This is a genomic window from Novosphingopyxis baekryungensis DSM 16222, from assembly GCF_000420305.1.
Lineage (GTDB): Bacteria > Pseudomonadota > Alphaproteobacteria > Sphingomonadales > Sphingomonadaceae > Novosphingopyxis > Novosphingopyxis baekryungensis.
Window position 1 is genome coordinate 197,794 of the sequence record NZ_ATUR01000005.1, and the last position, 23,122, is coordinate 220,915.

Sequence of the window (23,122 nt, forward strand, 5' to 3'; positions counted from 1 at the left end):
ACTTGTTGAGCCTGCCACTGGCGCGTGAAGTATCACTTCGCAAGCCTTCGCGCAGCAAGGTGAACCACTAGGAGTCTTCTTATGGATCGGATGCCCGCACTCTTTATCGGCCACGGAAGCCCGATGAACACGCTCGAGAGCAATGGCTACACCTCGGCCTGGCGGGCATTCGGGCCTGAGTTGCCCCGCCCCAAGGCGATCCTCGTGGTTTCTGCACATTGGTATTTCGGTGCCACGGCGGTGACGGCCATGGCGCGCCCTCGCACAATCCACGATTTCTACGGTTTCCCACAGGAGCTGTTCGACTTTGAATATCCGGCCCAGGGCGATCCGGACCTCGCGAAAGAGATCGTTGTTCTGGTGAAGCCCGAGTGGGTGGGTCTCGACCAGGATCAGTGGGGTCTCGATCACGGAACGTGGTCGGTGCTCGCGCACCTGTACCCTGAGGCGGACATCCCGGTGGTGCAGCTCTCGATCAACGCGCTCAAGCCGCTGAGCTATCATCTTGATCTTGGCGCAAGACTGGCAGCCTTGCAGGACCGCGACGTCCTGGTGGTCGCTAGCGGAAATGTCGTTCACAACCTCCGAGCCGTGCGCTGGAACCAGCCCGATTTTGCGTTCGACTGGGCAGAGCGTTTCGATGAAGCAGCGGTTCGCCAACTGGCAGAAAACCCGGGCGATCTGCTGCGCCTTGTGGAGCATCCCGATTATGCCGCGGCGGTTCCCACGCCCGACCATTTCGTTCCGCTGATTTATCTTGCCGGAATGGCGGCTGCCCGCAACGAAACCCTTGATCCGCTGGTGCGCGGCTATTCGATGGGTTCACTGTCCATGACCTGTTACGGTCTTGGCACTGAAGGTTTGGCATGCTCCGAAAAAACGGGCGCGGCCAACTTGCCGAGTGAGGTGCCGGCCGACCAGACGAATACATGATCCCTCGGCACACGGCGGACAGGCATGATCTGGCTTGGATTGAGGGATAGCATTGAGCGATGACACAGACAGTTCTTGAACAGGTCCGAGCGTTCGTCGAGCGTTTACGTCCGGATGCAGTTTGCGATGACTGCATTGCCGATCGTTTAGGACTGTCAATGAGGCAGCACGCCAATCACAAGACGCGGGAATTGGTCGGGTCACCGGGTTTCCAGCGCCAGGTTGATACCTGCACGCTTTGCGGTTCTCGCAAGAAGGTTATCCGTCGCGCTTGACGAGGGTTGAGGCGGACTTGCCATATTTATCCCGCAATTCTCGAAAACCAGAAAATGCGGGATAAATCGTTGCATTTCCAAGCAGCCGACTGAGTGGCCTCATCAGCTGTGTCGGCGGGCGTTCCACAATGAACTCTTCCCGAGAACTGTCCCACAGCCTTTTGCGGACCAGACGTCTTATTCGCTTTGATGCAATAGCCCTCGATGAAACCTCGACGGTCGCATGTTTTTGAACCGCTTCACGTATTATTACCTTACACAGGTCGTAGACATTGGCCTGGCGATCGATGTCTCGGACGCCGATCCGCCGGAAATCGAAGCGATGGATGGAAGAGTGACGGTGCTAGGTCCGGACAATGCCTGTCTGGTTTGCGCGGAGCTAGTCGAGCCGGAAATCGCGCGCGCCGAAGCGATGAAGCGGGATCATCCCGACGACTACGAGAAGCTCAAGCATGAAGCATATGTCGTCGGGGAAGGTAATCCTGCTCCGGCCGTTGTGACGTTCACGACCGAGCTGGCCTGCATGGCGGTCAACGAAATGCTGCAAAGGACGGTAGGGTTTCGCGCCGTCGAAGGCAGCGCACCAAATCGGGTGCGCAAGTTCCATCTGTGTGAGGATCGCCGTCCGGGTTACAAACCGAGAAGCGGTTGCCGGATATGCGACGATGACGGACTGTGGGGACGCGGCGATATCGATCCATTCATCGGGCGGGTGAGTTGATGGCTGAATGGCTCGTTGCAGCAATTCGGAGATTGTTGATTGCAATCGGGCTGGTTGCGAAACCGCAATACCTGTTCCGGCTTGTCGGCGAGCACCCTGTCGATGACGAAATCGAGGATGGCGCCGTATATGTCGTGGGCGGCAAGGACTACCAGAAATGGGCATATTTTCGCTGCCTTACGGACAGGTCTGAGATGACGATGCAGAACTTAGGGGGAAGCTGCGCGAGCTGGCCAACCAGCGTCGCCGGTTCGGCTATCGCCGTCTGCACATCCTGCTGCGCCGGGAGGGGATCATGATCAACCGCAAGAAGACCCAGCGACTTTTATCGTGAGGAAGGGCTGGCAGTCAGACGGAGACGCAGCCGCAGGCGCGCTGGCGGCACGAGGGCACCTGCTCCGGTTCTGACTCTGCCGAACCAGCGCTGGAGCCTGGACTTCGTGCACGACCAGATGGCCTCAGGCAGGCGGTTCCGCGTGCTCAACGTGGTCGATGACGTGACCAGAGAGTGCCTGGCCGCGGTGCCGGACACATCGATCTCCGGTCGCCGTGTCGTTCGCGAGCTGACCGCGCTGATCGAACGGCGCGGTAAGCCCGGCATGATCGTCAGCGACAACGGCACCGAGCTCGCCAGCAATGCCCTGCTGGCATGGTGCGGGGAGATGCAGGTGGAGTGGCACTACATCGCGCCCGGTAGGCCGATGCAGAATGGTTATGTCGAGAGCTTCAACGGTCGCATGCGCGACGAGCTACTTAATGAGACGCTGTTCATGAGCATGGCCCATGCCCGTGTCGAGATCGCGGCCTGGGTGGATGACTACAACCGGGAGCGACCGCACTCGTCTCTCGGTTACGCGACACCGGCGGCGTTCGCGGCCGAACTGGATAAGCAATGGCCTGCTTCGCTACGCCCTACGGGCTTCGCTACGCAGCCCATTGCTTCAACCGCGCCTATGCGCAACAAAGCCGCCCGGCTCTAATCCCAGCTGGAGGAAAGCTGGGGGTCACGTCACGATCCATCAACAATGGTTTAGATCCTTAATTATTCTTCATATTCGCAACCGAATCCCGCGTTCTTCGTTGGCTTTACGAATTCCAACCAGATCGGAGAATGCCCATGTCGGACGAACTTAACCTGACCAAGGGCGGTGCCCCCCATCAAGAACCCAAGGGTGAAGATGATATCCTGACCACCGCGCAGGGCGCGCCGGTTGCCGATAACCAGAACTGGCTCAGCGCAGGTCCGCGCGGTCCGCAACTCCTGGAAGACCATGTCGCCCGCGAGAAGATCTTTCACTTCGATCATGAACGCATTCCCGAGCGCGTCGTCCACGCTCGCGGCTATGGCATTCACGGCACTTTCGAGCTGAAGAAGGCAATTCCCGAATATTCACACGCCGCGATCTTCAATAATGTCGGTGAGAAGACCCTTACTTTCACCCGTTTCTCCACCGTGGCCGGGAACAAGGGCTCACCCGATCTGGCGCGCGACGTCCGCGGCTTCGCGACGAAGTTCTATACGAAGGAAGGCAATTGGGATCTGGTCGGCAACAACATCCCGGTGTTCTTCATCCAGGATGCGATCAAGTTCCCAGACCTGATCCACGCCGCCAAGCCCGCGCCGGATCGCGGCTTCCCCCAGGCACAGACCGCACATGACAACTTCTGGGATTTCATCAGCCTGAGCCCGGAAAGCATGCACATGGTGATGTGGATCATGTCCGATCGCACCATTCCGCGCAGCTTCCGTTTCATGGAAGGTTTCGGGGTACATACCTTCCGCCTGATCAATGCGAAGGGCGAGGCGAAATTCGTTAAGTTCCACTGGAAGCCCAAGCAGGGTCTGCAATCGGTAATCTGGAACGAGGCGCTGAAGATCAACGGTATGGACCCAGATTTCCATCGCCGCGATATGTGGGATTCGATCGAGGCGGGCGACTTCCCGCAGTGGGATCTGGGCATTCAGGTGTTCGATGAGGAATTCGCTGAGAGTTTCGAATTCGACGTGCTCGACGCGACCAAGATCATTCCCGAGGAACAGGTTCCGGTTGAAATCATCGGCACGCTCACGCTCGATGCCAATGTCGACAATTTCTTTGCGGAAACCGAGCAGGTCGCCTTCTGCACACAGAACATCGTGCCCGGGATGGACTTCAGTGAGGATCCGCTGCTCCAGGGCCGCAATTTCTCCTATCTCGACACGCAGCTGAAGCGGCTGGGTGGCCCGAACTTCACGCATATTCCCATCAACGCGCCCAAGTGCCCGGTCCACAATTTCCAGCAGGATGGCCACATGGCTATGACCAACCCCAAGGGGCGGGCGAATTACGAACCTAACAGCTGGTCGGGCGATATGGACGACAACCGCGAACCGCGTGGCCCCCGCGCCAGTGCCGAGCATGGCTTCACCAGCTACGAAGCGCCGGTTACCGGGCCCAAGGTTCGGGTGCGCAGCGAGACCTTTGCCGATCACTACAGCCAGGCGCGCCAGTTCTACATCTCGCAGACCGCGATCGAGCAGACCCATATGGGCAATGCGCTGGTGTTCGAGCTTTCCAAGGTCGAGCGGATGGACATTCGCAAGCGGATGGTAAGCCATCTGCGCCATATCGACGATGGGCTTGCCAAGGTGGTTGCCGACGGCATCGGTCTGACCGAAATGCCTGAAAAGATCACCGCCGCGCGCAAGCCGATCGACGATCTGCCCGAAAGCCCGGCGCTGTCCATCCTCAAGAACGGACCGGACAGTTTCAAGGGCCGCAAGCTGGGCATCTATATCGCCGAAGGCGGTGATGCCGCAGTGGTGAAAGCGTTGAAGGACGCGGCCAAGGGCGCGGGCGCAATGGTCGAGATCATCGCCCCGCATGTGGCGGGTGCGAAACTCTCCGACGGCGAGATGATGGAAGCCGACCAGAAGATCGATGGCGGCCCCTCGGTGGTTTACGACGCCGTGGCGCTGGTGATGGGCGAGAAGGCCGCCGAGAATTTCGGCAAGGACAAGCCCAGCATCGACTTCGTCAACGACGCCTTCGCCCACGCCAAGTTCATTGCCTACGTCCCCGAGACAATGGCGCTGCTCGAAGGCGCCGGTGTGGCAAAGCGGATGGACGACGGCTTCGTCGAACTGGCCAAGCCCGATGCCGCCAAGGATTTCATCAGTCGCTGCGCAAAGCTGCGCTTCTGGGATCGCGAAGAGGTAAAGAAGGATTGAGGACAGACCATGACCAATGACAAGCAACTCGGCCTGGCTGGCACCGTTGCCGGCCTCGGCCTTGCGATCGGGGGGCTGGCCTTCGGCGCCTTCCTGTCGCAACGGCGCAAGGGGGGCGATGACGATGCCCCCTTCTACACCCGCAAAAGCCCCGATAGCGACAATGCGGTGCTCGGGCGCACGGTTACAATCCGCAAGCCGCGCGCCGAACTCTATGCCTTCTGGCGCGATTTCGGCAATCTTCCAAGGTTCATGGAGAATGTCGAGACGATCCGGAAAGAGGGCGACCACCGCGTTTGGTTGATCAAGGCTCCCGCCGGACAGACGGTCGAGATCAAGACTGAGGTCTGCGAGGATGTCGAAGGCAAACGCATCGCCTGGCGCTCGGTCGAAGGCTCGGACATCGAGACGCGCGGCAGCGTTGAATTTGCTGACGCACCGGGCGATCGCGGAACCCGCGTTTCGCTGGTGATGTCCTACAATCCGCCCGCCGGAAACCTCGGCCGTACCATTGCAAAGCTGTTCCAGCGCGAGCCGGAGGTGCAGGCGCGCCACGATCTCAAGCGCTTTAAGGGGCTGATGGAGACCGGCGAGATCGCCACCTCCGCCCACCGCAAGGAAAACACCCGCGCTGCCAAGCAGCAGGAGAAGGAAACATGAGAGCCCTCACCTGGCACGGGACGCACGACGTCCGGGTCGACACCGTCGACGATCCCGAAATCATCAATTCGCGTGATGCGATCATCGAGGTTACCTCCACCGCGATCTGCGGCAGCGACCTCCACCTTTACGACGGGGTTATTCCCGGCGTACTTCCCGGCGACGTGCTGGGCCATGAATTCATGGGCCGCGTGGTCGAAACCGGCAGCGACAGCACGCTCAAGAAGGGCCAGCGCGTCGTGGTGCCCTTCACCATCAGCTGCGGCGGCTGCTTCCATTGCCAGATCCAGCAGTTCTCGGCCTGCGAAAATTCCAATCCGGCAGAAAAGCAGGATATGTCGGCCAAGCTCTACGGTCACTCCATGGCGGCGCTGTTCGGATATTCGCACATGACCGGCGGCTACTCGGGCGGCCAGGCGGAATATGTCCGCGTGCCCTATTCCGATGTCGGCCCGATCGTGGTCCCCGACCATCTTGACGATGACAAGGTGCTGTTCCTTTCCGACATCCTGCCCACCGGGTGGATGGCGGCGGAAAACGCCGAAATCCAGCCCGACGATACCGTCGCGGTCTGGGGCTGTGGCCCCGTCGGCCTGTTCGCGATCCAGTCCGCGATCGTGATGGGCGCCAGCAAGGTGATCGCCATCGACCATTATCCCAACCGCCTCGCGCTGGCCAAACAGCTTGGTGCCGAGGTGATCGATTTCCGCAAGACGAACGTCCGCGAAGCGCTGATGGAAATGTCGGGCGGGATTGGTGTCGACGCGGTGATCGATGCTGTCGGGATGGAAAGCCACGGCTTCGCGGTCGACAACTTGGTTGATGTTGTGAAGCAGAAGGTCGGCATGGGTGCGGATCGCGCCAGTGCGCTGAAGCAGGCGATCCTTGCGGTCCGGCCCGGTGGGCGCGTTTCCATACCCGGCGTTTATGGCGGGATGACCGATAAATTCCCGCTGGGTGCACTGATGGAGAAAGGCCTCCATATCCGCAGCGGGCAGACCCATGTCCAGCGCTACACCAAGGATCTGCTCGAGAAGATCGAGGACGGCACGCTCGACACCACCTTCCTGATCTCGCATCGCCTCCCGCTTGAGGACGCAGCCCGTGGCTACGAATGTTTCCGCACCGAGCAGGACAGCTGGACCAAGGTGGTGCTCAAGCCGGGTATGGACACGCCTGCGACGAACTAGTCGCCGTGCGTCCCCACGAGCAGATCGAGCCGGTAGAACTCCTCGCGCCGCGCCTTGGCCACCTGCCAGGGCGCGGCGTCGAGAAACAGTTTGACCGCGGCATCACCATCGACGGGCAGATCGTTGGGGCCGATCCAGTTGACCAGCAGACACAGCCCGTTCCCGGTCAAGCTTTCATGGGCAAGCTGCGAGACCTGGCGAATTTCCCCGACGCTGAGAAAATAGAGAACTTCTGACAGGATCACCGCGTCGAACTGCCCCGCTGGCCAATAATCGGGCACTTCGGCGACAACGAACTCGACACTGTCGCACCGAGGTAGCCTCTTGGCCGCCAGATCGATCGCCTTTGTCGAGACATCCAGTGCCACTATCGAACTGGCAAGTTCCGCCGGGCGTTCGGTCAGCGCCCCTCCTGCGCATCCCACTTCCAGCATGCGTACAAAGCGCCGCTTGCCCAGTGCGGCGAGCACAGCCTCCCGCTTGCCGCGTTCATAGTCGCTGGTGTCTATGTCCCAGGGGTCGGGGTTTTCGGCGAACAACTGGTCGAAGCGTGCCTGCCGCTCGCTGGGTGCCTCAGTCACGGTGGAATATCTCCGGATGCGCGGCGAAATGCGCCAGCAGCGTTGCGGGCATCATAAAGGCCTCCGGGTCGTCGATGAGGTCGGTGGATTGCGACCGGTAGGCCGAAAGCGCAAGCCGCTTGCGCTCTGCCAGCGAAGGCGCTTCGAACAGGCGAAGCTCGGTCTCCGGTAGCCGTCGTTCACCAAAGCGCCCCCAGATCGGCGCGCTCCACAGCGGTGCCCGGTAATGCTGTGCCAGATCGCGCGCGATCGCATGCGCGGTGATGTGATCGCAATGCGGATCGAGATAGGAGGTGGTCCAGATCGCCTGCGGATCGATGATGTCTGCAAAGGCGAACAGCGCCTCTTGGCCCGCGTCGGTGAGATCGCCCTGGCGACTTTGCCCGTCGAGCAGTCCAAGCGCGTGAACTGCGGCCGGACGCCGCGGGGCGAGGCTCGATAGCGCTTCCTCCAGCTCGGCGCGGCGCATGGCAACCAGCTTGGCGCGATCGCAGCCGGGGTGCGAACCCTCGCCATTGGTCACCAGCACCACCCCGATCGTTCGCCCCGCATCGGCCGCTGCGGCCAGAGCCTGACCGCAACCAATCGTCTCGTCGTCGGGATGCGGCATCACCAGCAGCAGCCCGCCGGGCGGCGACAGCTCGTCCAGTTGGATCGCGGCCGCGCCTTCCGCAGCGCGAAGCACGCTGCCTTGCGCGATGACAGGAACGCTCACAGATCTTCTGCCCGCAACCCGCGCCCGGCCAGAGCCCGCGCGGCGCGCTGACGCTTGGCATCAGGCTGCGCCTGGCACAGGAACAGCCCCAGATCGCGGCGGATCCGTTCGATCGCGGTGCCTTCCTCGTGCGCTGCCATCCCCAGCCCGCGCTCGACCAGCGCCAGCACAGTGCGGCAATTGTCCTCGGTCACCTGCCGCGCCAGTAGCGAGAGGGTGGCGGTGTCGGGCTTCGCATCGCGCGTCTCTACCGCTCTTGCTGCTCGCCACAGCCATAGCCGCATGGTTTCGAGCGCGATAGCGCCGGTCGCGATACGGTTGAGCTGGTGCGGATCCCCGATCCTGCCGCGCTCTCGCAAGGCTTCGCGGAAATGCGCGAACAGCGCCTCGGCACCGCCACAATGTGCAGCGCAATAGCGCCAGATCCCGCCCTCGAAATGCGGCTCGCGGGAATAATCCCCCAGTTCGCCGAGCACGGCATCATCTGCAAGTTCGCCCCCGGTAAAATCGTAACGCCCAGATCGCGTGGCGCGCATCCCCGAGACGTTCCAGCCGGAAGGATCGCAGCGCGAAGGATCGTTGGCCGGGGCGAGTGCCAGCAAGACGCCCTGCTCTCCATTGATCGCCACCACCGCGTGGCGAACGAGGCCGAGGCCCGATGCGAAGCGTTTGGCGCCCTCCAGTACAATGCCTGCGGGTTGGTTCGAGAGTGTCAGCGGGCTGGCTGGATCGTCCGCACCCCATACGCCGAGCAGCTCGCCTGCATGAACACTGTGCGCGAGACGCTGCTGCGTGTCCTCCCGGCCATAAAGCGCCACCAGCTTTACCGCGTTCATATGGCCTTCGAACAACCGCGCGACCGAGAGATTGGCCCGTCCAAGATCACGCAAGGCTTCGAATGCCCCCGCCACCCCTTCCGGCGCGCAACCCCAGCCCTGTCCGCCGTGCTCAAGCGGGAGGCAGGAGGCAAGCCACCCAGCATCGTGGAGCGCCGCGACATCGTGGGAGAGGTCACCACCCATCCGGTCACTGGCCGCCGCGCGGGCGGCAATGGCAGCGAGCATTTCCTTACGGGGAGCAGGCCGGGGCGCTATCATGCAGCGGCCCGGTATGGACGCATCCATGCAGACGTGCTTTGGCGTCGGGGTGCCTGCTCTTCGGCAGCGGACTGGAGGTGCCCGGTCCGCGAAGAGAATATTGCTCGATTGATGCCGGGTTTTGCCAAACGGTCAGTCACGCTCTGACACCCGCTGCGCGACGCGCACTCGTTGTGTCATCCAGTGTCTCCTTTCGAGCATTGGACAGGTTGGCCATGACCTGGGACATGCGCATCCGGCGATGTTGCAACGCAGGATCGCGCGCTATTGCGTCCTGGAACCGCGCGTATCTCCCCATACCGAACTGCAAACCATTCCAGACACCCGCAAGGCGTTGCAGCAGGTCGAGCGGCACCAGCTGCTCATCGCAGTAAGGATCGTCGTGCGTGGCACGGTCGCGCAATGCATCGCCCATTCCGCCAGCCGCGCGCCCAAAAAGTCGTCCGGATGTACTGGCTGTCACGTCGCTCGCTACCTTGATGGACCAGTCACGGCGACGGGCGAGACTGGCCAGCGCCTTGTCCTCGGCAACAGGTGGTATCGGCATGCCGCCGATACCACGATAGCGCGCAGTCGGCAGCGCCAAGCTGGCACCCATCGCGGCGATCTGGAAACTCGGCGCATCCCGGCCGGTCCAACGCTGCCACAGCTGTTCAAGCTCTGCCGAGTAAGCTGCTTCAACCTCCCCGCAACGCCGAACGGAGTGGGGCAGGCCAGTATATTCTTGCGGGTCGATCGAAACGCTGCCGCACACCAGATCGGTACCATCGCGAATATGCCGAAGGTTCGCCGCCGCCCAATTCGGAGCGACAAGGGTGTCGGCATCGGTTGTGAGTAGCGCGCCATCCGGAACGAGTAGCGCCCCGATATCAAGCGCGATACGCCGTGCGTGCGGTGCATCGGCGACGGCTGGCCGCAGCGAAACCTTGACGAGCAGATAGTTGCATCCCGAAGCCTCGAGCATGCTGGAGGCGACCTGCCAAGAACGGTCTGCGCTGTTGTTGATCAGCAGGACAATTGCCCCTACCGCGCCGCTGCGCTCAACCGTATCGATGAGTGACGCCAGAGAAGCGGGCAGGATATGCTCCTCGTTCCGGGCGGGAACGCAGATAGCGAAATCCACTTTTGCGGGGAGTGACGAGGCAACCGTTCCGACGGCAATCCGGTTCTTGACCGGCAACCCGGCAACCGCTTCCTCGATGATCGACGAGGTGCGAATGCGTTGGCTGCCGACCCACTTGGTCAAGGGGCCAGCACCCATCATCATGTCATCCCTTGGCTTGGAGGTTGACCGATCGTTCCGCCAGATCGGTCATGTTTTCGTCCGCGCCGTAGATATCGGCCGTAATTGTATCAAGCTTGGCGGCATGGTCATTCTTGCCGAGCGCTTCGGCAAACGCCTTGGCAGTGCCGAAGCCGCAAATACCGTAATGGCACATGCGTTGATACTGCGACACGATGACGACGTCGCGAACATCATCATCGTCGATATCCGCATCGATGACATGCTTCTTCGCTTCTTTGACGAGGCCTTCCATGCCCTTGCAATGCTCTTTCTCGCTCTCGCCGCAATCCTTCAGCAGCTTCTCCAGGGTCGCGGTATGATCCTTGATACCCTCGGCAGCCTTGCTGAGACGTTCCTTGAGCTTGGGATCGCTCGCTTTGTCGGCCAGTTGGCTGACCATTTTCGACATCTGATCATTTGCAGACCAGTTGTCGGCCAGTTCTTCCTTGTAGCAATCTTCGAGGTTTTTCGGTGCAGACACAGTAGGCCTCCTTTTTGATGGCCATGAAAACTCACGGCAGCTTTTGATTGGGTAATCTCTGAGCGGGCCGTTTGGTTTCGAATAATTTAAATCCAAGGAATTAACGGTATAGCCGTAACAATCGATATGCTGGGATGTCTTGGTGATTATCGGCAAACGCCGTTGAACAACGGTTCCTGCGGTCACTTATGAACTGAAATGGTTCGCAAGGAACATGGTTTTCATCTGGCTCGATGTAACGACCGTTTGCGAGATGCATGCAAACAACGTTACGAGCCGCCCGGTTCAACGTCCTTCATCAACTGCGCATTTTCCAAGGATGTATCGTCTCGAGGGATGATCGAAAACTTTCCGTCATTTTCAAGGATTACCCAGTTGGCATCGTCGAGGCTCAGGTGCCCCTTCTGCCTCAAAGCGTTGTAGATTTCGGCTTCGGAGATGCGTTCGGCGCGCATCGCGTCCTTCTGTAGTTCGCCCTTGTGCAACAGCATGCGCGGTTCTGCCTTGATAAGCTTGGAGAAAACATCGCTGCGCAGCACCAGCCAGGACGTCGCCCACTGAAGCGCGAACATGATTGCAATACCCAAGGCAGCGTCGGCTATACTGACATCTTTAAGCAAGATACCCGAGGCCGCGAGACTCCCCACCGCGACGGTCACCATCCAGTCGAAATTGTTCATCTGACTGGTCGTGCGCTTGCCCGTAACGCGGGTCATCGCAACGATCAGGATATAGAACACGACCGCGCCGATAGCGACGCTAGTAAGCCGATCGAAGCTGTTGAACCAGGTATCAATATCGCTGCTCGGTGAAGTCATTTATACGCTCGCAAGGGTTCGGCGGTTGGTCCTCGAATGAATAGCTAAGCACCGACAGGGCAGAGTGCAATCGGCGACACAAGCAGAATGACGGCGTTACGCAACCGTTCTCGCATGGTTCTCACCGAAATCCGGGCCAGACCCCGAAATCCCGTCCGGTGCAATGGTATGCGGGGTTGCCAAACACAACATTCGGCGTTCGGCAGTTCAGGTTTTTTCTTCCCCGAGCGTATCGGCTTTGATGGCATCGCGATTGCCCATCCGCTCGTTCGGTCCGACCGTCGTATCGAGGCGGGTCTGGTGCTCGATTTCGGAATCGAGTTCTGCACCAAGCAGCACGATGTATGACGACACCCATAACCACATCAGCAATACGATAACGCCGCCGAGCGCCCCGTAGGTTTCGTTATAGCTACCGAAATTCCGCACGTAGAAGGCAAAGGCGATCGATGCGAGTAACCAAACCGTCACCGCCGCGACCGAACCCGGCGTGACCCAGCGCCATTCCGGCGCATCGCGCGAGGGACCATATCGGTAGAGCACGGACAACCCGCCAAAAGCAATAAGAGCCAACAACACCCACCGACCATAGAATACAACGGTTTGAATGAAGGACGGCAGTCCAAGTCCGTCGGCAAGCAGGGGCAGGACGATCATCAGGCCCATCGCGATAACGAGGACGAGCACCATGAGAACCGTCAGCACAAGGGCTGTCGCATTGATCCGAAGAAAGCCACGCGTTTCGTCTTCGTCATAGGCGACGTTCATGCCGACCATCAGCGTTTTGACGCCTTTCGACGAGCCGTAGATCGCGAAGAGAATGCTGCCGAGCGCAGCCCAGCCCAACGTGGTGTTCGCGCCGGCGGCAACCTTGCGGGCTTGGTTCTCCAGTATTTCGGCTGCGTTTTGCGGTAGCCCGGCGGCGAAACTTTCGATCTGCTGTTCGACCACCATCGGATCAACGACTAATCCCGCGATCAGGATGATCGCGGCGATCGCGGGAAAGAGCGCGAGCATGCCGAAGAAGGCGACGCCTGCGGACACGACCGAAACATGGTCGGCTTCGAGCTCGTCCTTCGTTCTCAGAAGGATGTCCTTCCAGCCTTTCGCAGGAATGTGCGAAGGTTTCTTTGCCGTGCGCCCACGTGGTTCGTCAGTCGAAGTCATAGCTGCCAGTCGAATTATCCTAAGGTGATCTAACGCGTCAGACCGGCGAACACCGTTTGATGCCGCCGGCATGATTTCAGACAATTGCCCGATGCATCCGGGCTCAATACCCGTGCGCCAGTCTCGACAGAGATGAAACCTCGATCGGACTGGCGCAACTGGCGAGCAAGCAATGCGTTACGCCGGCCCTTTTTCTTCCACCTTGCGGTCGGCCTTGGCAACCGCTTCGTCCTTCTTCGCGCGTGCTTCGCGGCCAACCTCGCGGGCTTTCGTCTTGGCTTGGTCCAGTGTCTTGGCACCTTGGGGGCCCAGCTTTTCGCGCTCCGTTTGCGACGACGGTATCACCGATCCGGCAATGGCGCCGACGATGGCCGCTGCCAGCCCGCCGACGAGCGGATTGCTGTTATAGGCATCGCGTCCCTTGTCCACCGTGCGCCGACCATGTTTAGCCAGGTCACTTCGCGTTTGGCGCGCGCTATCGGCAAAGCTGTCGCGTTTTTCGCGCATGCGGTTGGTCGCGTCGTCGAGCCGCTTGCGATAGGACTTGTCGTCCTCGTCGTGATCGCGTTCGATCATCAGATAGGTTCCGCGATGTTCGTCGCGACGGCGGCGATAGATCGTGTCGTCTTCGTCGGGCTGCCGCTCGATACGCGACATATGTTCGACATAGCCGCGATGATCGGGATCGTAATCGTACGCGTTGCTCGAAACGCCGTCGCTTCCGGAATTGGATGTGAACGCCGATGGCTTGGCATCGTAATCGCTGACCAGCCAAATGCCACCGGCAGAGATCAGCGCCATGGCGAGCGGATTGCGGCGGGCACCGTCGAGGATGTAGCGCGCGTCGATGCCGTTCTCGTCCGCCTTGTCTAGCAAAGCGTCAAACAGTTTGCGCGGCGACATCTGGTCGCCGATCCGATCGACAGTTTCGCTCATGTTTTCCTGTGTGCGGCGGATGTCGGCTTCGATGGCGTCGGGGTCGCGAGTTTGGTTCTGGGTCATCGTTTTGCTCCGGAATGGGTAAGGTCGCCGGTGGCCGCATCAGGCGTGCGTTCGACCGTATCGATCGTGCGCTCCGGCTTCAGATTGGTTGCCTTCATCTTGCTTCGGGCGACGCCATAGAGGATGGCAGCCAGGATGAGGGTTGCAAGGCCGACCAGCAGGGTAGCCAGATCGCGGTCGTCGATGGCGTCGCCGATCAAATAGGCAATGCCCATCAACGTGACACCGAGACCGGCTATGCCGAACACCGCTGCGCCCAGAAGGCTCGCAACCGATTTCTGGATGTCTGCCACGGACTCGCGCATCTCCGCCTGGACGAGATTGACCTGCTGCTGCGCCAGATGCGCGCTCTGACTGGTGAGACGGCCAAGCAAATCTACGACATTGTCGTCGGTTCTGCCGGTCGTCGTCGCGCGGTCGGTTCTGTTGTCGATCTGGCTCATCGCGTTTCTCCTGTTGATCGGGAAGACGCAACGCTGGTGCGCGCCTGTGCCACGGTCTTTTCGCGATCACCCAAACCCGTGGTCGCGGTGGGAGTGGTCGAGGCGGCGGTAGTGGCCGGGGTCGTTTCGGCCATGCCGGTCGAAGCACCATAGGTTCCGCGTGTCTGGTAAGCGTCGCTGCGGTCGCTGTCGTCCTGGCCGACATCGTAGTCGTCGTGATATTCGGCGCCGGCACGAAGGAAGCGGGCGGCAGCGAACCCGGCGGCAGCCGATGCAGCGAGGAAGGCCGACGGATTGTCGCGGGCGAACCGGCGCGTTTCGTTAGCCAGTTCACGCGGAGACTTGTTCTCCAATCGCGATGCCAGCCCGTCCACTTCGCGTGCCACGCTGCTGAATGCAGAAGCAAGCCAATCGGGTGCCCGATCGTCGCCCTGCAGTTCGTCGGCGGCGGTTTGCATGGCCGAAGAAGCGGAATGCGCCGCGCGTCCGACCCGATCCTTTTCTTCGGCGGCCTTCGCTTCGCCCTGTCTGGTCGCCGTTTCCTTGAGGTCGCGGGCGTCGCCCTTGAGATCATCGGCTACGTCGCCGTGCTGAGAGCTACTTGTTCGGTTTCGTGGGGTGTCCACCATGGTTAATCTCCTAAAAAGATAACACTAGAGCGGTATCGCGCTGAGATTGTTCCGCAACTTGCCCAAGCTCAATCGAATTGCAGCGTCCAAAGTCCGCGCATCTTGCCTTCGGGAAATTTGTACCAAAGAAAAGCCCCATGTTCAGAGATCGACACGAGCCATAGATAGTCTGATGGAAGGACTGCTTGCGAAAGGGGGCCAGCAGCACCATAGGGACCGCCTTTGGTCGCGCGTGGAATGTCGGCTTTCGACGCTGCAGCCACCAGATCCGGACAATCCGTTTCCGGCCTAGTTTCAGCTCGTCTGCAAAGCGTTCTAATTCTGGTCAAGAGATGATCATCGAACGAGCTTTCGAAAGCGGACGTCGCGACTGATAATTGTCGATCGGTAACGATTGAAAGAACCAGCCTTACTTCAGAACCCCCGCTTATCTCTTCCCATCAGGTTGCCCGCGCACTGTAGCGTGCAGTTTATTTTCCAAAGAGGAAAGTTTTGACTTGCCTCGAAGGAAAGTCGCACCTAGTCATTTTCCTTCGAGGAAAGTGAGGGTTTGGCAATGGATTTGGTAGACAGTTTGGTCCTTCTGGTCGTGCTGTGCGGGCTCGCATGGATGTCTTGGCGCGATGCGCGCGACTACGCAGCTTTCAAGAAGTTTGATTCCAGCGCGGACCGGATGCGTTTCTACCGCCGATGGACTGTCGTTCCGATGGCGCTTTTCGGTGTCGGTGGGTTAGCCGTGCTGCTGACCTTCGGGAGACTGGACTCACTATACTCCTTGCCCGTTGAATTCGCGCCATTGATCGCTCCCTTCGAGGCAGTTTCGGAACCCGAAGGTTCCAGTTTTGAAACGGTGCTCGGAATGGCCATTGGCTTGCTTCTAGGCCTTACTATCACGGCCGTGGTCTGGCGTCGGCGGTTGAAGAAGATGTCACAACCGGTGGTCGGCGACATTGAAGCTCTTCTGCCGCGCAACGGAAAGGAGGTCGCATCCTGCATCCCTCTCGCTCTGAACGCCGGCATCAGCGAGGAAATCTTCTATCGCGTTGCCCTCCCGCTGTTGGTGCTGGAAGCTACTGGATCAATATCGGCGTCGCTGATGATCTCGATCGCGGCATTCGGATTGGCGCACTGGTATCAGGGTTGGAAGGGCGTTCTCGCGACCAGTGCGATGGGTGCGCTCTTCTTTTGGTTCTATCTCTCGAACGGATCCATCATCAAGCCGATTGCGATGCACGTGCTCATCGATATGATCGGCTTGGTGATTAGGCCTTTGGTTTCCCAGTATCTGGCTAAGCGACGTGCAAGTGCCGAGGCGAGTGAGGGGGCTTTGCCAGCAATGCCGGCAGGAGCAGCTACGGTTGTCGAGACGGAGGCAAGCACATGAACAACTCTGAGGATCCACGGGACGCACTGGCAGCTCTCGAGTCCACGAATGATCGTCTGGCGAGACGAATGAGGTGGCCGATCTGGAGGCATTTTGCTGGTGGATTGCTCATGACGCTGATGGTCGCGGCAGTAGCTCTCCCTCGTGATGTCGCAGCCGTGGTCTTCGTGACGGCAATGGTCCTGATGTTGTTGATTGTCCGGGACGATAAGAAGCGTCACGGCATGTTCGTGAGCGGATATCAACGAGGCAGGACCGTGTGGATCGTAGCCGCGATCATCGTTCTGATCCTATCCGCGCTGTTCATCGTCCTCACCCAGTTCGAGGACCCGACCGACGATCCATGGTTCTGGGTGACGTTGTCAATCGTCGCTCTCGGGACAGCGGGACTCAGCTGGATCTGGGAACGGGTGTATCGCGGAGATGTGCATGAAGGGAGGTTATGAGCGTGGGTCTCGACGAGATGTTCAACGCTTCCGCGCGCCTGCAGATCGCAGCAATTCTTCTCCGCGCCGACGAAGCCGAATTCTCGGTCATTCGAGACGTCGTCGAGGTGAGCGACTCGGCTCTTTCGAAACATCTTTCGACACTGTCAGAAGCGGGCTATGTATCGATCAAGAAAGCGCCCCGGAACGGCCGCCGGCGAACTTGGGCAGCACTCACGTCTAAGGGCCGACGGGCCTTTCAGCAGCACGTGAAGGCGCTCCAGGATATGATCACGGTAGCGGACGAGAAGATCGGTGAGACTGCTTCGGACTAGATGACACTGAGGACAACTATGAAGCTGTCGAACTGGATGTCCAGGTCGCGGGGCAACTGGGCGGTTTGAGGCCGAAATGGCCGAACGGCGAATCTCTGCCCCTTCACGCTACTTTGGGCTTCGATTGCCAGTTTATGGGAGTGCGCTGAACGTCCGCAACAGAGGGCTGGAGCTTTCATAGAAGCGGACTCGCTGACCGTCTGATTTTTAGGGCTTGCTTTCCGAAACCGGACAGTCTCCTCCCGGCCCAGAATCTGACAGGCTGCTATTTTTGGATGCTGCCGGTCAGCTTTGCGCCCCAATTCCGGTCATCTGTCTACCGCTCGCGGCTCCCGAAAGCGGTCATAGTGCTGGCCCCGTGAGATTGGCTTGTGCGACCTGCTGAGACACAATTTGTAACTTGATCTTATCAGCCTAATTATAACCAGATGACCCTTTATCTCCTGTTCTTCGATCCGGATTATGGCCCAAAGAACCTTGACCTGTGTGGTGACGGTATCAGATTGCGTAACGGACTCTATCTCATCCAGAGCGAACTGACCCGCTCAAAACTGTATCATCGCATCAAATGGCAACTGAAGGACGGCGCGGCACTTCTGGTCGCCCCGTTGGCGGATGATCCCAAATTCAAGGGAATGGAAGCTGGGTCGCTGAAATGGCTCAGGGACACCGAAAGTTAGAAACTTCCGCCGCTTGTGACGTGACCCCCTGATTTTCCTCCAAGTTGGATTAGAGTCCGGCCCTGACAGAAGGACGGACGAGATGAAGCGAACGAGGTTTTCAGAAGAGCAGATCATTGGCGTGCTGAAGGAAGCCGAGGCCGGTGCGAAGACTGCTGACCTGTCGCGGCGGCACGGAGTGTCGGAAGCGACGATCTACAACTGGAAGTCGAAGTATGGCGGGCTGGAGGTGTCCGAAGCCCGGCGGCTGAGGGAGCTCGAGAGCGAGAACGCCAAGCTTAAGCGGCTGCTGGCCGATGCGATGCTTGATCAGGCTGCGTTGAAGGATCTTCTGGCAAAAAAGTTCTGACGCCCGCCGCGAAGCGGGAAGCTGTGGCTAATCTCCAGGCGTGCCATGGGATGAGCGAGCGGCGGGCGTGCCGTGTCATCGATGCCGATCGCAAGAGCGTGCGTTACCGTTCGAAGCGAGATGACGATGCAGAACTTAGGGAGAAGCTGCGCGAGCTGGCCAACCAGCGTCGCCGGTTCGGCTATCGGCGTCTGCACATCCTGCTGCGCCGGGAGGGGATCATGATCAACCGCAAGAAGACCCAGAGGCTCTACCGTGAGGAAGGGCTGGCAGTGAGGCGACGACGTAGCCGCAGGCGTGCTGTTGGCACAAGGGCACCTGCTCCGGTTCTGGCGCTGCCGAACCAGCGCTGGAGCCTGGACTTTGTTCACGACCAGATGGCTTCGGGAAGACGGTTCCGGGTGCTCAACGTGGTCGATGACGTGACCCGGGAGTGCCTGGCAGCGGTGCCGGACACCTCGATCTCTGGTCGCCGTGTCGTTCGCGAGCTGACCGCACTGATCGAACAGCGCGGCAAGCCAGGCATGATCGTCAGCGACAATGGCACCGAGCTTACCAGCAACGCTGTGCTGGCATGGTGCGGCGAGGTCGGCGTGGAGTGGCATTACATCGCGCCCGGAAGGCCGATGCAGAACGGCTACGTGGAGAGCTTCAACGGACGCATGCGCGACGAGCTTCTCAACCAGACCTTGTTCATGAGTCTGGCACACGCCCGGGTCGAGATCGCTGCCTGGGTCGAAGACTACAACGGGGAGAGACCGCACTCGTCTATCGGCTACGCAACACCGGCGGCGTTCGCCGCCGAACTGAATAAGCAATGGCCTGCTTCGCTGCGCCCTACGGGCTCCGCTACGCAGCCCATTGCTTCAACCGCGCTTATGCGCAACAAAACTGCCCGGCTCTAATCCCAGCTGGGGGAAAGCTGGGGGTCACGTCACGCCGATTTCACCGGTCCAGGTAGACGCCTTACTAAGCCATCAAAGTGGATTGCGTGATTACGAACGATTTGAGGCAGTGGCGTAAAATCGCGTTGAAAACCGAAACTTCGCAAACTGTGGTGCTTCACAGAGCTGGCGGTGAAGTCCGCCTTGAGCATCCGCGATATGCCGCTAAGCGTGTAGAGATAATCTAATGACGCATTATGAGATGTGTGTCTTTCGCTTGAGTTGATAGTGGGCGGTTTGAACCTCAGTCGCTGTAGGCGCTGGTTCTTATATTTATCACGACTAGGTTTCTTCTGGAGCCAAGTATCTTCTCGCACTACTAGCAACCTTGCCACGACGGCCCTACTGCTCCCTTAATCACAATCGATGACATTTATCGCACAGCGGAATGCAAATGTGCTCGATCGGCTCCTGGTCTGATTTAGCGCAATAGTTGCCAATACTTGTTCCGAGAGGAGTACTACCGCAGGTATTTATCGTCTCTAAGTAGAAGAGACACCCCAAGCACGGTTGGCAAAACCGACCCGACCCTTTTCTGCTACATGTCCCTAATTCGGTGTCATGATGCACTTTACGCAACCATCTTTCTTGTCGCGAAAGGTCTTGTAGAAGTCTGGGCCATTTTCCAAAGTGCCACGGTGTGTGATTATTTCGGAAAGGTCGATTTCGCCCGCTTGCACTCGTTCGAGCAACGGCTCCAGATAGTGTTGCATATGGGTCTGGCCGGTTCTCATGGTCTGACCTTTGTTCATGAAAGGACCCATTGGAAAGGCGGTCGGGCCGGCGTAGACACCGGGCACGGAAAGTTTCCCGGCTTTGCGAACAGACTTCACCATTTGCATGAGAACATGTGGCCGGTCGTGCGCCCCGGTAGTGTGCAGCTCTATCGATTCAGCGAGCGAGGCGCCCCAGTTGCTACCATGCGCTTCCGCTCCAACAGCATCGATACCAGCGTCGGGACCGCGACCGTTCGTCATCTCCTGCAGTCGCTCGTAAACGTCTTCCTGTGAAAAATCGATGGTTTCCGCCTTCCCGTAGCTTTGCGCCATCGCGAGCCGCTCAGGCACATCGTCGATGGCGATGACACGCTTAGCGCCGAGCATCCAGGCGGATCGAATTGTGAATAGGCCTACCGGACCACAGCCCCAGACAGCGACTGTATCGCCTTCGCTGACCGCATTTTCGGCCGCCTGGTAACCCGTCGGGAAGATGTCGGAAAGGAAGAGAACCTTGTCGTCCGCTAGGTCGCTTTCGATCTTTATGGGTCCGACGTCGGCATGGGGAACGCGAACGTATTCGGCTTGCCCGCCCGGATAGCCACCGACGAGGTGGGAGAAACCGAATAGCCCCGCAGGAGCGTGACCCATCGTCTCGACAGCGTTTTCAGCGGTGCGATTTGTGGTGTCGCAGCAGGAATAGAGATCGCGCTCGCAGAACCAGCAAGAACCGCACGAAATTGTGAAGGGAACGACCACGCGATCGCCCTTCTTTAGCTGGGTAACTTCCGAGCCTATCTCAACAACCTCCCCCATAAATTCATGTCCGAGGATGTCGCCAGATTGCATTCCGGGCATCACGCCGTCCATCAGGTGGAGGTCAGAGCCGCAAATTGCGGTCGCCGTTACCTTAAGGACGACGTCCTTCGGATCCTCGATGCCGGGATCTTTCACCGTGTCGCAACGAATGTCGTTCTTGCCGTGCCAGACCAGTGCGCGCATGAAATGCCTTTCTTTGATTGCCACTTAGTAACAGCAAGCGATAGGCTTTGTTCCATCCACCCCCCTTATATAAAAGCGAAGCTCGCAATTGATTTTCCTCACGAGATGGTTTAGAGCCTCCCGACAACCAGTCGGACGGCGGTTCCGCGTTGCTTCGTAAAGTCCCAGAGTTTCAGAGGACAGAAAGACGCTAGGAAACAGATTTCCGAGCAGTCGCGGTCTTCGAACAGAATTGTGTTGTTCCATATTTCGTGATCGATAGGATCACGGGACTGCGAAGGAGGCTGGTGTCTGCTTCTTTACAATGTTCGATAGACCCGGACAGTCTCCTTTCGGCCCACCAGCAGTCATTGAAGCCTACTCGTGATCCAACGCTCCACTTCGTCCTCGGCCCAAGCAACTGCATATCCACCGAGCTGCACCGGCTTCGGAAACTTACCCTCGGCCATCCAGCGATAGATCGTCGAACGGCCAAGCCCGACGCGGTGCTGCACCTCAGGTAAGCGAATGAGCCGCGTCACCCGACGGGGCTCGGTCGCTCCCTTGTCGATCTCCTCACCCACGATGGCCTCCTTCGACACCGGCAAAGACATCGCCAAGCAGCGCATCCTTGCGTTCGAGCTCATCGATGTGATCGGAAAGCAGGCGGGCGACACGATGCGCGGTGCCCTTGGCCCAGCGCGGCTTCACGTCATGAACCTGGTTGCCCAAGACACGCTCGAGCGCTGAAGGCAGTTCGCCGGAGAAGTCCTCGAAGAATTGCGCGAGATCCGATTGCAGCCACGCAATCGCGTGATCGCCGCTGCTGACGAGGAACAGGAGCAGGTGTGCGTGCGGCGCGACGCCGCTTGCGGCAAGAATGCGCAAGGCTTCGCCGAGGCTGGCCGAGCGCTCGCCTGCAAGGACCCGGCGCAAGGCATCCTTATGGATCTGCGCGTCGCGCGCGATCTCACAGCGAGCACGGCCGCTGGCTTCGACAGCGGCCAGAAGCAGCCGGGCCAGGTCGGCGCGAACCTGTTGTTCGGCAAAGAGCGCCATGTTGGTCATCGACGAATCCTTATCTCTAGATGTGATCGACTCATCGGCTAACCGCGAAGGAAGCCTGTAGGAAAACGAAAAGAACACTTAGAGAACATAAAGGAAGGGCCGAATCAGCTTCCTTCCATGATTCGCGCGAATTCCGGCCGCCTGCGCGCGTATCGCGGCTTGCTTCGCTCAGAAGCCGGTACAGTCGGCGCTGCTTCGCGATCAGCCTGCGCGAATCACGGCCATCGCACCTTCAGATGTCTCTTTCTGCTTGGCCGGCCGCCCCAAAATCCAGTTCCCTATTTCCTACAGCCCAGCTCCGGGGAGAGGAAAGAACATACAGCGAACGCATCGCTGGCTGATGTTCAATCCCTCGAAAGGTTCCATCCATGACCACCAAGACTGCCCTTCCGGTCCAGCAGCGCACGCCCAACCGGGCTCGTGGACGCGACTACATTCTTCCCGCCTGCGTGGCGCTGGCCTGCGCCGGTGCCGCCTTTGCCGGCGCCGACACCACCTTCGATCCCGCTCTCACCAAGTTCACCGACTTCCTCGAAGGGTCGGGCGGCAAGATCATCACCGTGCTCAGCCTTGCGGGCGGTCTGATCGGTCTCGCCTCCGGGCGCTTCTCGCTCGGCCAGGTCGCGGTGCCGGTCGGCGTCGGCATCGGTGTCGGCACCGGCGTTCCGATCGTCACCTCCGTCGTGACCGCGGTCATCTGATCAGCGGATCCGGTCACGACAGGAGGGCGGCATGGCCGACAGGTACCTCGTTCCACGGCGGCTCGACGACCCGGAGCTCATCGGCTTCTGGACCATCGACGAGTTTGCAGGGATTCTCATTCCCTTCGCCTGGGGCATTCTCTCGCAGCATATCTTCATCGGTATCGGCCTGGCCGCCGGGGCCTGGCTTGCCTTGCGGAAGGCAAAGGCACGCGGCGCCGGTTCGGCACTGGTGCATGCTGCGTACTGGTACCTGCCCGGGAGCTTTCTCGGGCTGAAAGCCACGCCGCCCTCCCACTGCCGCCTGTTGGCGGGCTGAGGGAGGCAAACC

At 59.6% G+C, this 23,122-nt stretch carries 26 protein-coding genes and 1 pseudogene; 14 read left to right on the forward strand and 13 right to left on the reverse strand.

Annotation, left to right across the window (positions count from 1 at the left end; translation table 11 throughout):
* Positions 1 to 90 precede the first annotated feature (90 nt).
* The 7 genes and pseudogenes from ygiD to G410_RS0110170 all read left to right on the forward strand — a co-directional run bounded on the left by ygiD (position 91) and on the right by G410_RS0110170 (position 6,990).
* Positions 91 to 933: a 4,5-DOPA-extradiol-dioxygenase gene (ygiD, locus tag G410_RS0110140; RefSeq protein ID WP_281163338.1), complete on the forward strand. Its 843-nt coding sequence runs from the start codon at positions 91 to 93 to the stop codon at positions 931 to 933.
* A gap of 504 nt (positions 934 to 1,437) precedes the next feature.
* Positions 1,438 to 1,929 (forward strand): hypothetical protein, encoded by a 492-nt coding sequence (locus G410_RS0110145; RefSeq protein WP_211215012.1) that lies wholly within the window; start codon positions 1,438 to 1,440, stop codon positions 1,927 to 1,929.
* Positions 1,929 to 2,228 (forward strand): hypothetical protein, encoded by a 300-nt coding sequence (locus G410_RS16340; protein ID WP_022673548.1) that lies wholly within the window; start codon positions 1,929 to 1,931, stop codon positions 2,226 to 2,228. The genes G410_RS0110145 and G410_RS16340 overlap by 1 nt, the downstream gene beginning before the upstream one ends.
* Positions 2,126 to 2,909: pseudogene (locus G410_RS17155) on the forward strand (IS3 family transposase); the annotation flags it as partial. The gene G410_RS16340 and the pseudogene G410_RS17155, both read left to right, overlap by 103 nt.
* Positions 2,910 to 3,046: 137 nt before the next feature.
* Complete coding sequence (locus tag G410_RS0110160; RefSeq protein WP_022673550.1) at positions 3,047 to 5,140, forward strand: catalase; 2,094 nt, start codon at positions 3,047 to 3,049, stop codon at positions 5,138 to 5,140.
* Positions 5,141 to 5,149: 9 nt separating this feature from the next.
* Positions 5,150 to 5,800: an SRPBCC family protein gene (locus G410_RS0110165; protein ID WP_022673551.1), complete on the forward strand. Its 651-nt coding sequence runs from the start codon at positions 5,150 to 5,152 to the stop codon at positions 5,798 to 5,800.
* Positions 5,797 to 6,990, forward strand: a complete 1,194-nt coding sequence (locus G410_RS0110170; RefSeq protein WP_022673552.1) for a zinc-dependent alcohol dehydrogenase — start codon at positions 5,797 to 5,799, stop codon at positions 6,988 to 6,990. Before G410_RS0110165 ends, G410_RS0110170 begins: the two co-directional genes overlap by 4 nt.
* On the opposite strand, the gene G410_RS0110175 is transcribed toward G410_RS0110170, so the two are convergent.
* The 10 genes from G410_RS0110175 to G410_RS17410 all read right to left on the reverse strand — a co-directional run bounded on the left by G410_RS0110175 (position 6,987) and on the right by G410_RS17410 (position 15,208).
* Entirely contained in the window at positions 6,987 to 7,571 is a 585-nt protein-coding gene (locus tag G410_RS0110175; RefSeq protein WP_022673553.1) for an SAM-dependent methyltransferase, read from the reverse strand. The two genes, G410_RS0110170 and G410_RS0110175, sit on opposite strands and share 4 nt — an antisense overlap.
* Entirely contained in the window at positions 7,564 to 8,286 is a 723-nt protein-coding gene (locus tag G410_RS0110180; RefSeq protein ID WP_022673554.1) for a PIG-L deacetylase family protein, read from the reverse strand. The genes G410_RS0110175 and G410_RS0110180 overlap by 8 nt, the downstream gene beginning before the upstream one ends.
* Complete coding sequence (locus tag G410_RS16350) at positions 8,283 to 9,350, reverse strand: acyl-CoA dehydrogenase family protein (RefSeq protein ID WP_022673555.1); 1,068 nt, start codon at positions 9,348 to 9,350, stop codon at positions 8,283 to 8,285. The genes G410_RS0110180 and G410_RS16350 overlap by 4 nt, the downstream gene beginning before the upstream one ends.
* Before the next feature lie 169 nt (positions 9,351 to 9,519).
* Complete coding sequence (locus G410_RS0110190; protein WP_162604088.1) at positions 9,520 to 10,629, reverse strand: glycosyltransferase family 2 protein; 1,110 nt, start codon at positions 10,627 to 10,629, stop codon at positions 9,520 to 9,522.
* Between the two features lie 22 nt (positions 10,630 to 10,651).
* Complete coding sequence (locus G410_RS0110195) at positions 10,652 to 11,335, reverse strand: YciE/YciF ferroxidase family protein (protein ID WP_245559341.1); 684 nt, start codon at positions 11,333 to 11,335, stop codon at positions 10,652 to 10,654.
* An 83-nt stretch (positions 11,336 to 11,418) separates the two neighbouring features.
* Positions 11,419 to 11,967, reverse strand: coding sequence for a DUF421 domain-containing protein (locus tag G410_RS0110200; RefSeq protein ID WP_022673558.1), 549 nt, complete (start codon positions 11,965 to 11,967; stop codon positions 11,419 to 11,421).
* Between the two features lie 207 nt (positions 11,968 to 12,174).
* On the reverse strand, positions 12,175 to 13,134 hold the full coding sequence (locus G410_RS0110205) for a YihY/virulence factor BrkB family protein (protein ID WP_022673559.1): 960 nt from the start codon (positions 13,132 to 13,134) through the stop codon (positions 12,175 to 12,177).
* 177 nt (positions 13,135 to 13,311) lie between these two features.
* Positions 13,312 to 14,136: a DUF3618 domain-containing protein gene (locus G410_RS0110210; protein ID WP_022673560.1), complete on the reverse strand. Its 825-nt coding sequence runs from the start codon at positions 14,134 to 14,136 to the stop codon at positions 13,312 to 13,314.
* Entirely contained in the window at positions 14,133 to 14,579 is a 447-nt protein-coding gene (locus G410_RS0110215) for a phage holin family protein (RefSeq protein WP_022673561.1), read from the reverse strand. The genes G410_RS0110210 and G410_RS0110215 overlap by 4 nt, the downstream gene beginning before the upstream one ends.
* On the reverse strand, positions 14,576 to 15,208 hold the full coding sequence (locus G410_RS17410; RefSeq protein ID WP_022673562.1) for a hypothetical protein: 633 nt from the start codon (positions 15,206 to 15,208) through the stop codon (positions 14,576 to 14,578). Before G410_RS17410 ends, G410_RS0110215 begins: the two co-directional genes overlap by 4 nt.
* Positions 15,209 to 15,764: 556 nt before the next feature.
* Here G410_RS17410 and G410_RS17415 point away from each other — a divergent pair.
* From G410_RS17415 to G410_RS0110255, 5 genes are all read left to right on the forward strand, one after another.
* Positions 15,765 to 16,592, forward strand: coding sequence for a CPBP family intramembrane glutamic endopeptidase (locus G410_RS17415; RefSeq protein ID WP_022673563.1), 828 nt, complete (start codon positions 15,765 to 15,767; stop codon positions 16,590 to 16,592).
* A gap of 110 nt (positions 16,593 to 16,702) precedes the next feature.
* Complete coding sequence (locus G410_RS17420; RefSeq protein ID WP_156851928.1) at positions 16,703 to 17,038, forward strand: hypothetical protein; 336 nt, start codon at positions 16,703 to 16,705, stop codon at positions 17,036 to 17,038.
* A complete protein-coding gene (locus G410_RS16370) occupies positions 17,035 to 17,352 on the forward strand; it encodes a winged helix-turn-helix domain-containing protein (RefSeq protein WP_022673565.1) in 318 nt (105 codons plus the stop codon). Before G410_RS17420 ends, G410_RS16370 begins: the two co-directional genes overlap by 4 nt.
* 428 nt (positions 17,353 to 17,780) lie before the next feature.
* Complete coding sequence (locus G410_RS0110245) at positions 17,781 to 18,032, forward strand: hypothetical protein (protein WP_022673567.1); 252 nt, start codon at positions 17,781 to 17,783, stop codon at positions 18,030 to 18,032.
* 82 nt (positions 18,033 to 18,114) lie between these two features.
* A protein-coding gene (locus tag G410_RS0110255; protein ID WP_156851929.1) for an IS3 family transposase occupies positions 18,115 to 19,286 on the forward strand; the annotation gives its coding sequence in 2 pieces (ribosomal slippage) (positions 18,115 to 18,367 and positions 18,367 to 19,286; 1,173 coding nt in all).
* A 587-nt stretch (positions 19,287 to 19,873) separates the two neighbouring features.
* Here the strand turns inward: G410_RS0110255 and G410_RS0110260 are convergent.
* The 3 genes from G410_RS0110260 to G410_RS0110270 form a co-directional block, all read right to left on the reverse strand.
* On the reverse strand, positions 19,874 to 21,043 hold the full coding sequence (locus G410_RS0110260) for a zinc-dependent alcohol dehydrogenase (protein ID WP_022673570.1): 1,170 nt from the start codon (positions 21,041 to 21,043) through the stop codon (positions 19,874 to 19,876).
* 347 nt (positions 21,044 to 21,390) lie between these two features.
* Complete coding sequence (locus tag G410_RS0110265) at positions 21,391 to 21,606, reverse strand: helix-turn-helix transcriptional regulator (RefSeq protein ID WP_028971342.1); 216 nt, start codon at positions 21,604 to 21,606, stop codon at positions 21,391 to 21,393.
* Positions 21,599 to 22,090, reverse strand: a complete 492-nt coding sequence (locus G410_RS0110270; RefSeq protein WP_022673572.1) for a hypothetical protein — start codon at positions 22,088 to 22,090, stop codon at positions 21,599 to 21,601. The genes G410_RS0110265 and G410_RS0110270 overlap by 8 nt, the downstream gene beginning before the upstream one ends.
* A gap of 368 nt (positions 22,091 to 22,458) precedes the next feature.
* Here G410_RS0110270 and G410_RS0110275 point away from each other — a divergent pair, with 368 nt between their 5' ends.
* Both G410_RS0110275 and traL read left to right on the forward strand, forming a co-directional pair.
* Positions 22,459 to 22,791: a hypothetical protein gene (locus G410_RS0110275; RefSeq protein WP_022673573.1), complete on the forward strand. Its 333-nt coding sequence runs from the start codon at positions 22,459 to 22,461 to the stop codon at positions 22,789 to 22,791.
* A gap of 31 nt (positions 22,792 to 22,822) precedes the next feature.
* Entirely contained in the window at positions 22,823 to 23,110 is a 288-nt protein-coding gene (traL, locus tag G410_RS0110280; RefSeq protein WP_006834208.1) for a type IV conjugative transfer system protein TraL, read from the forward strand.
* Positions 23,111 to 23,122 lie beyond the last annotated feature (12 nt).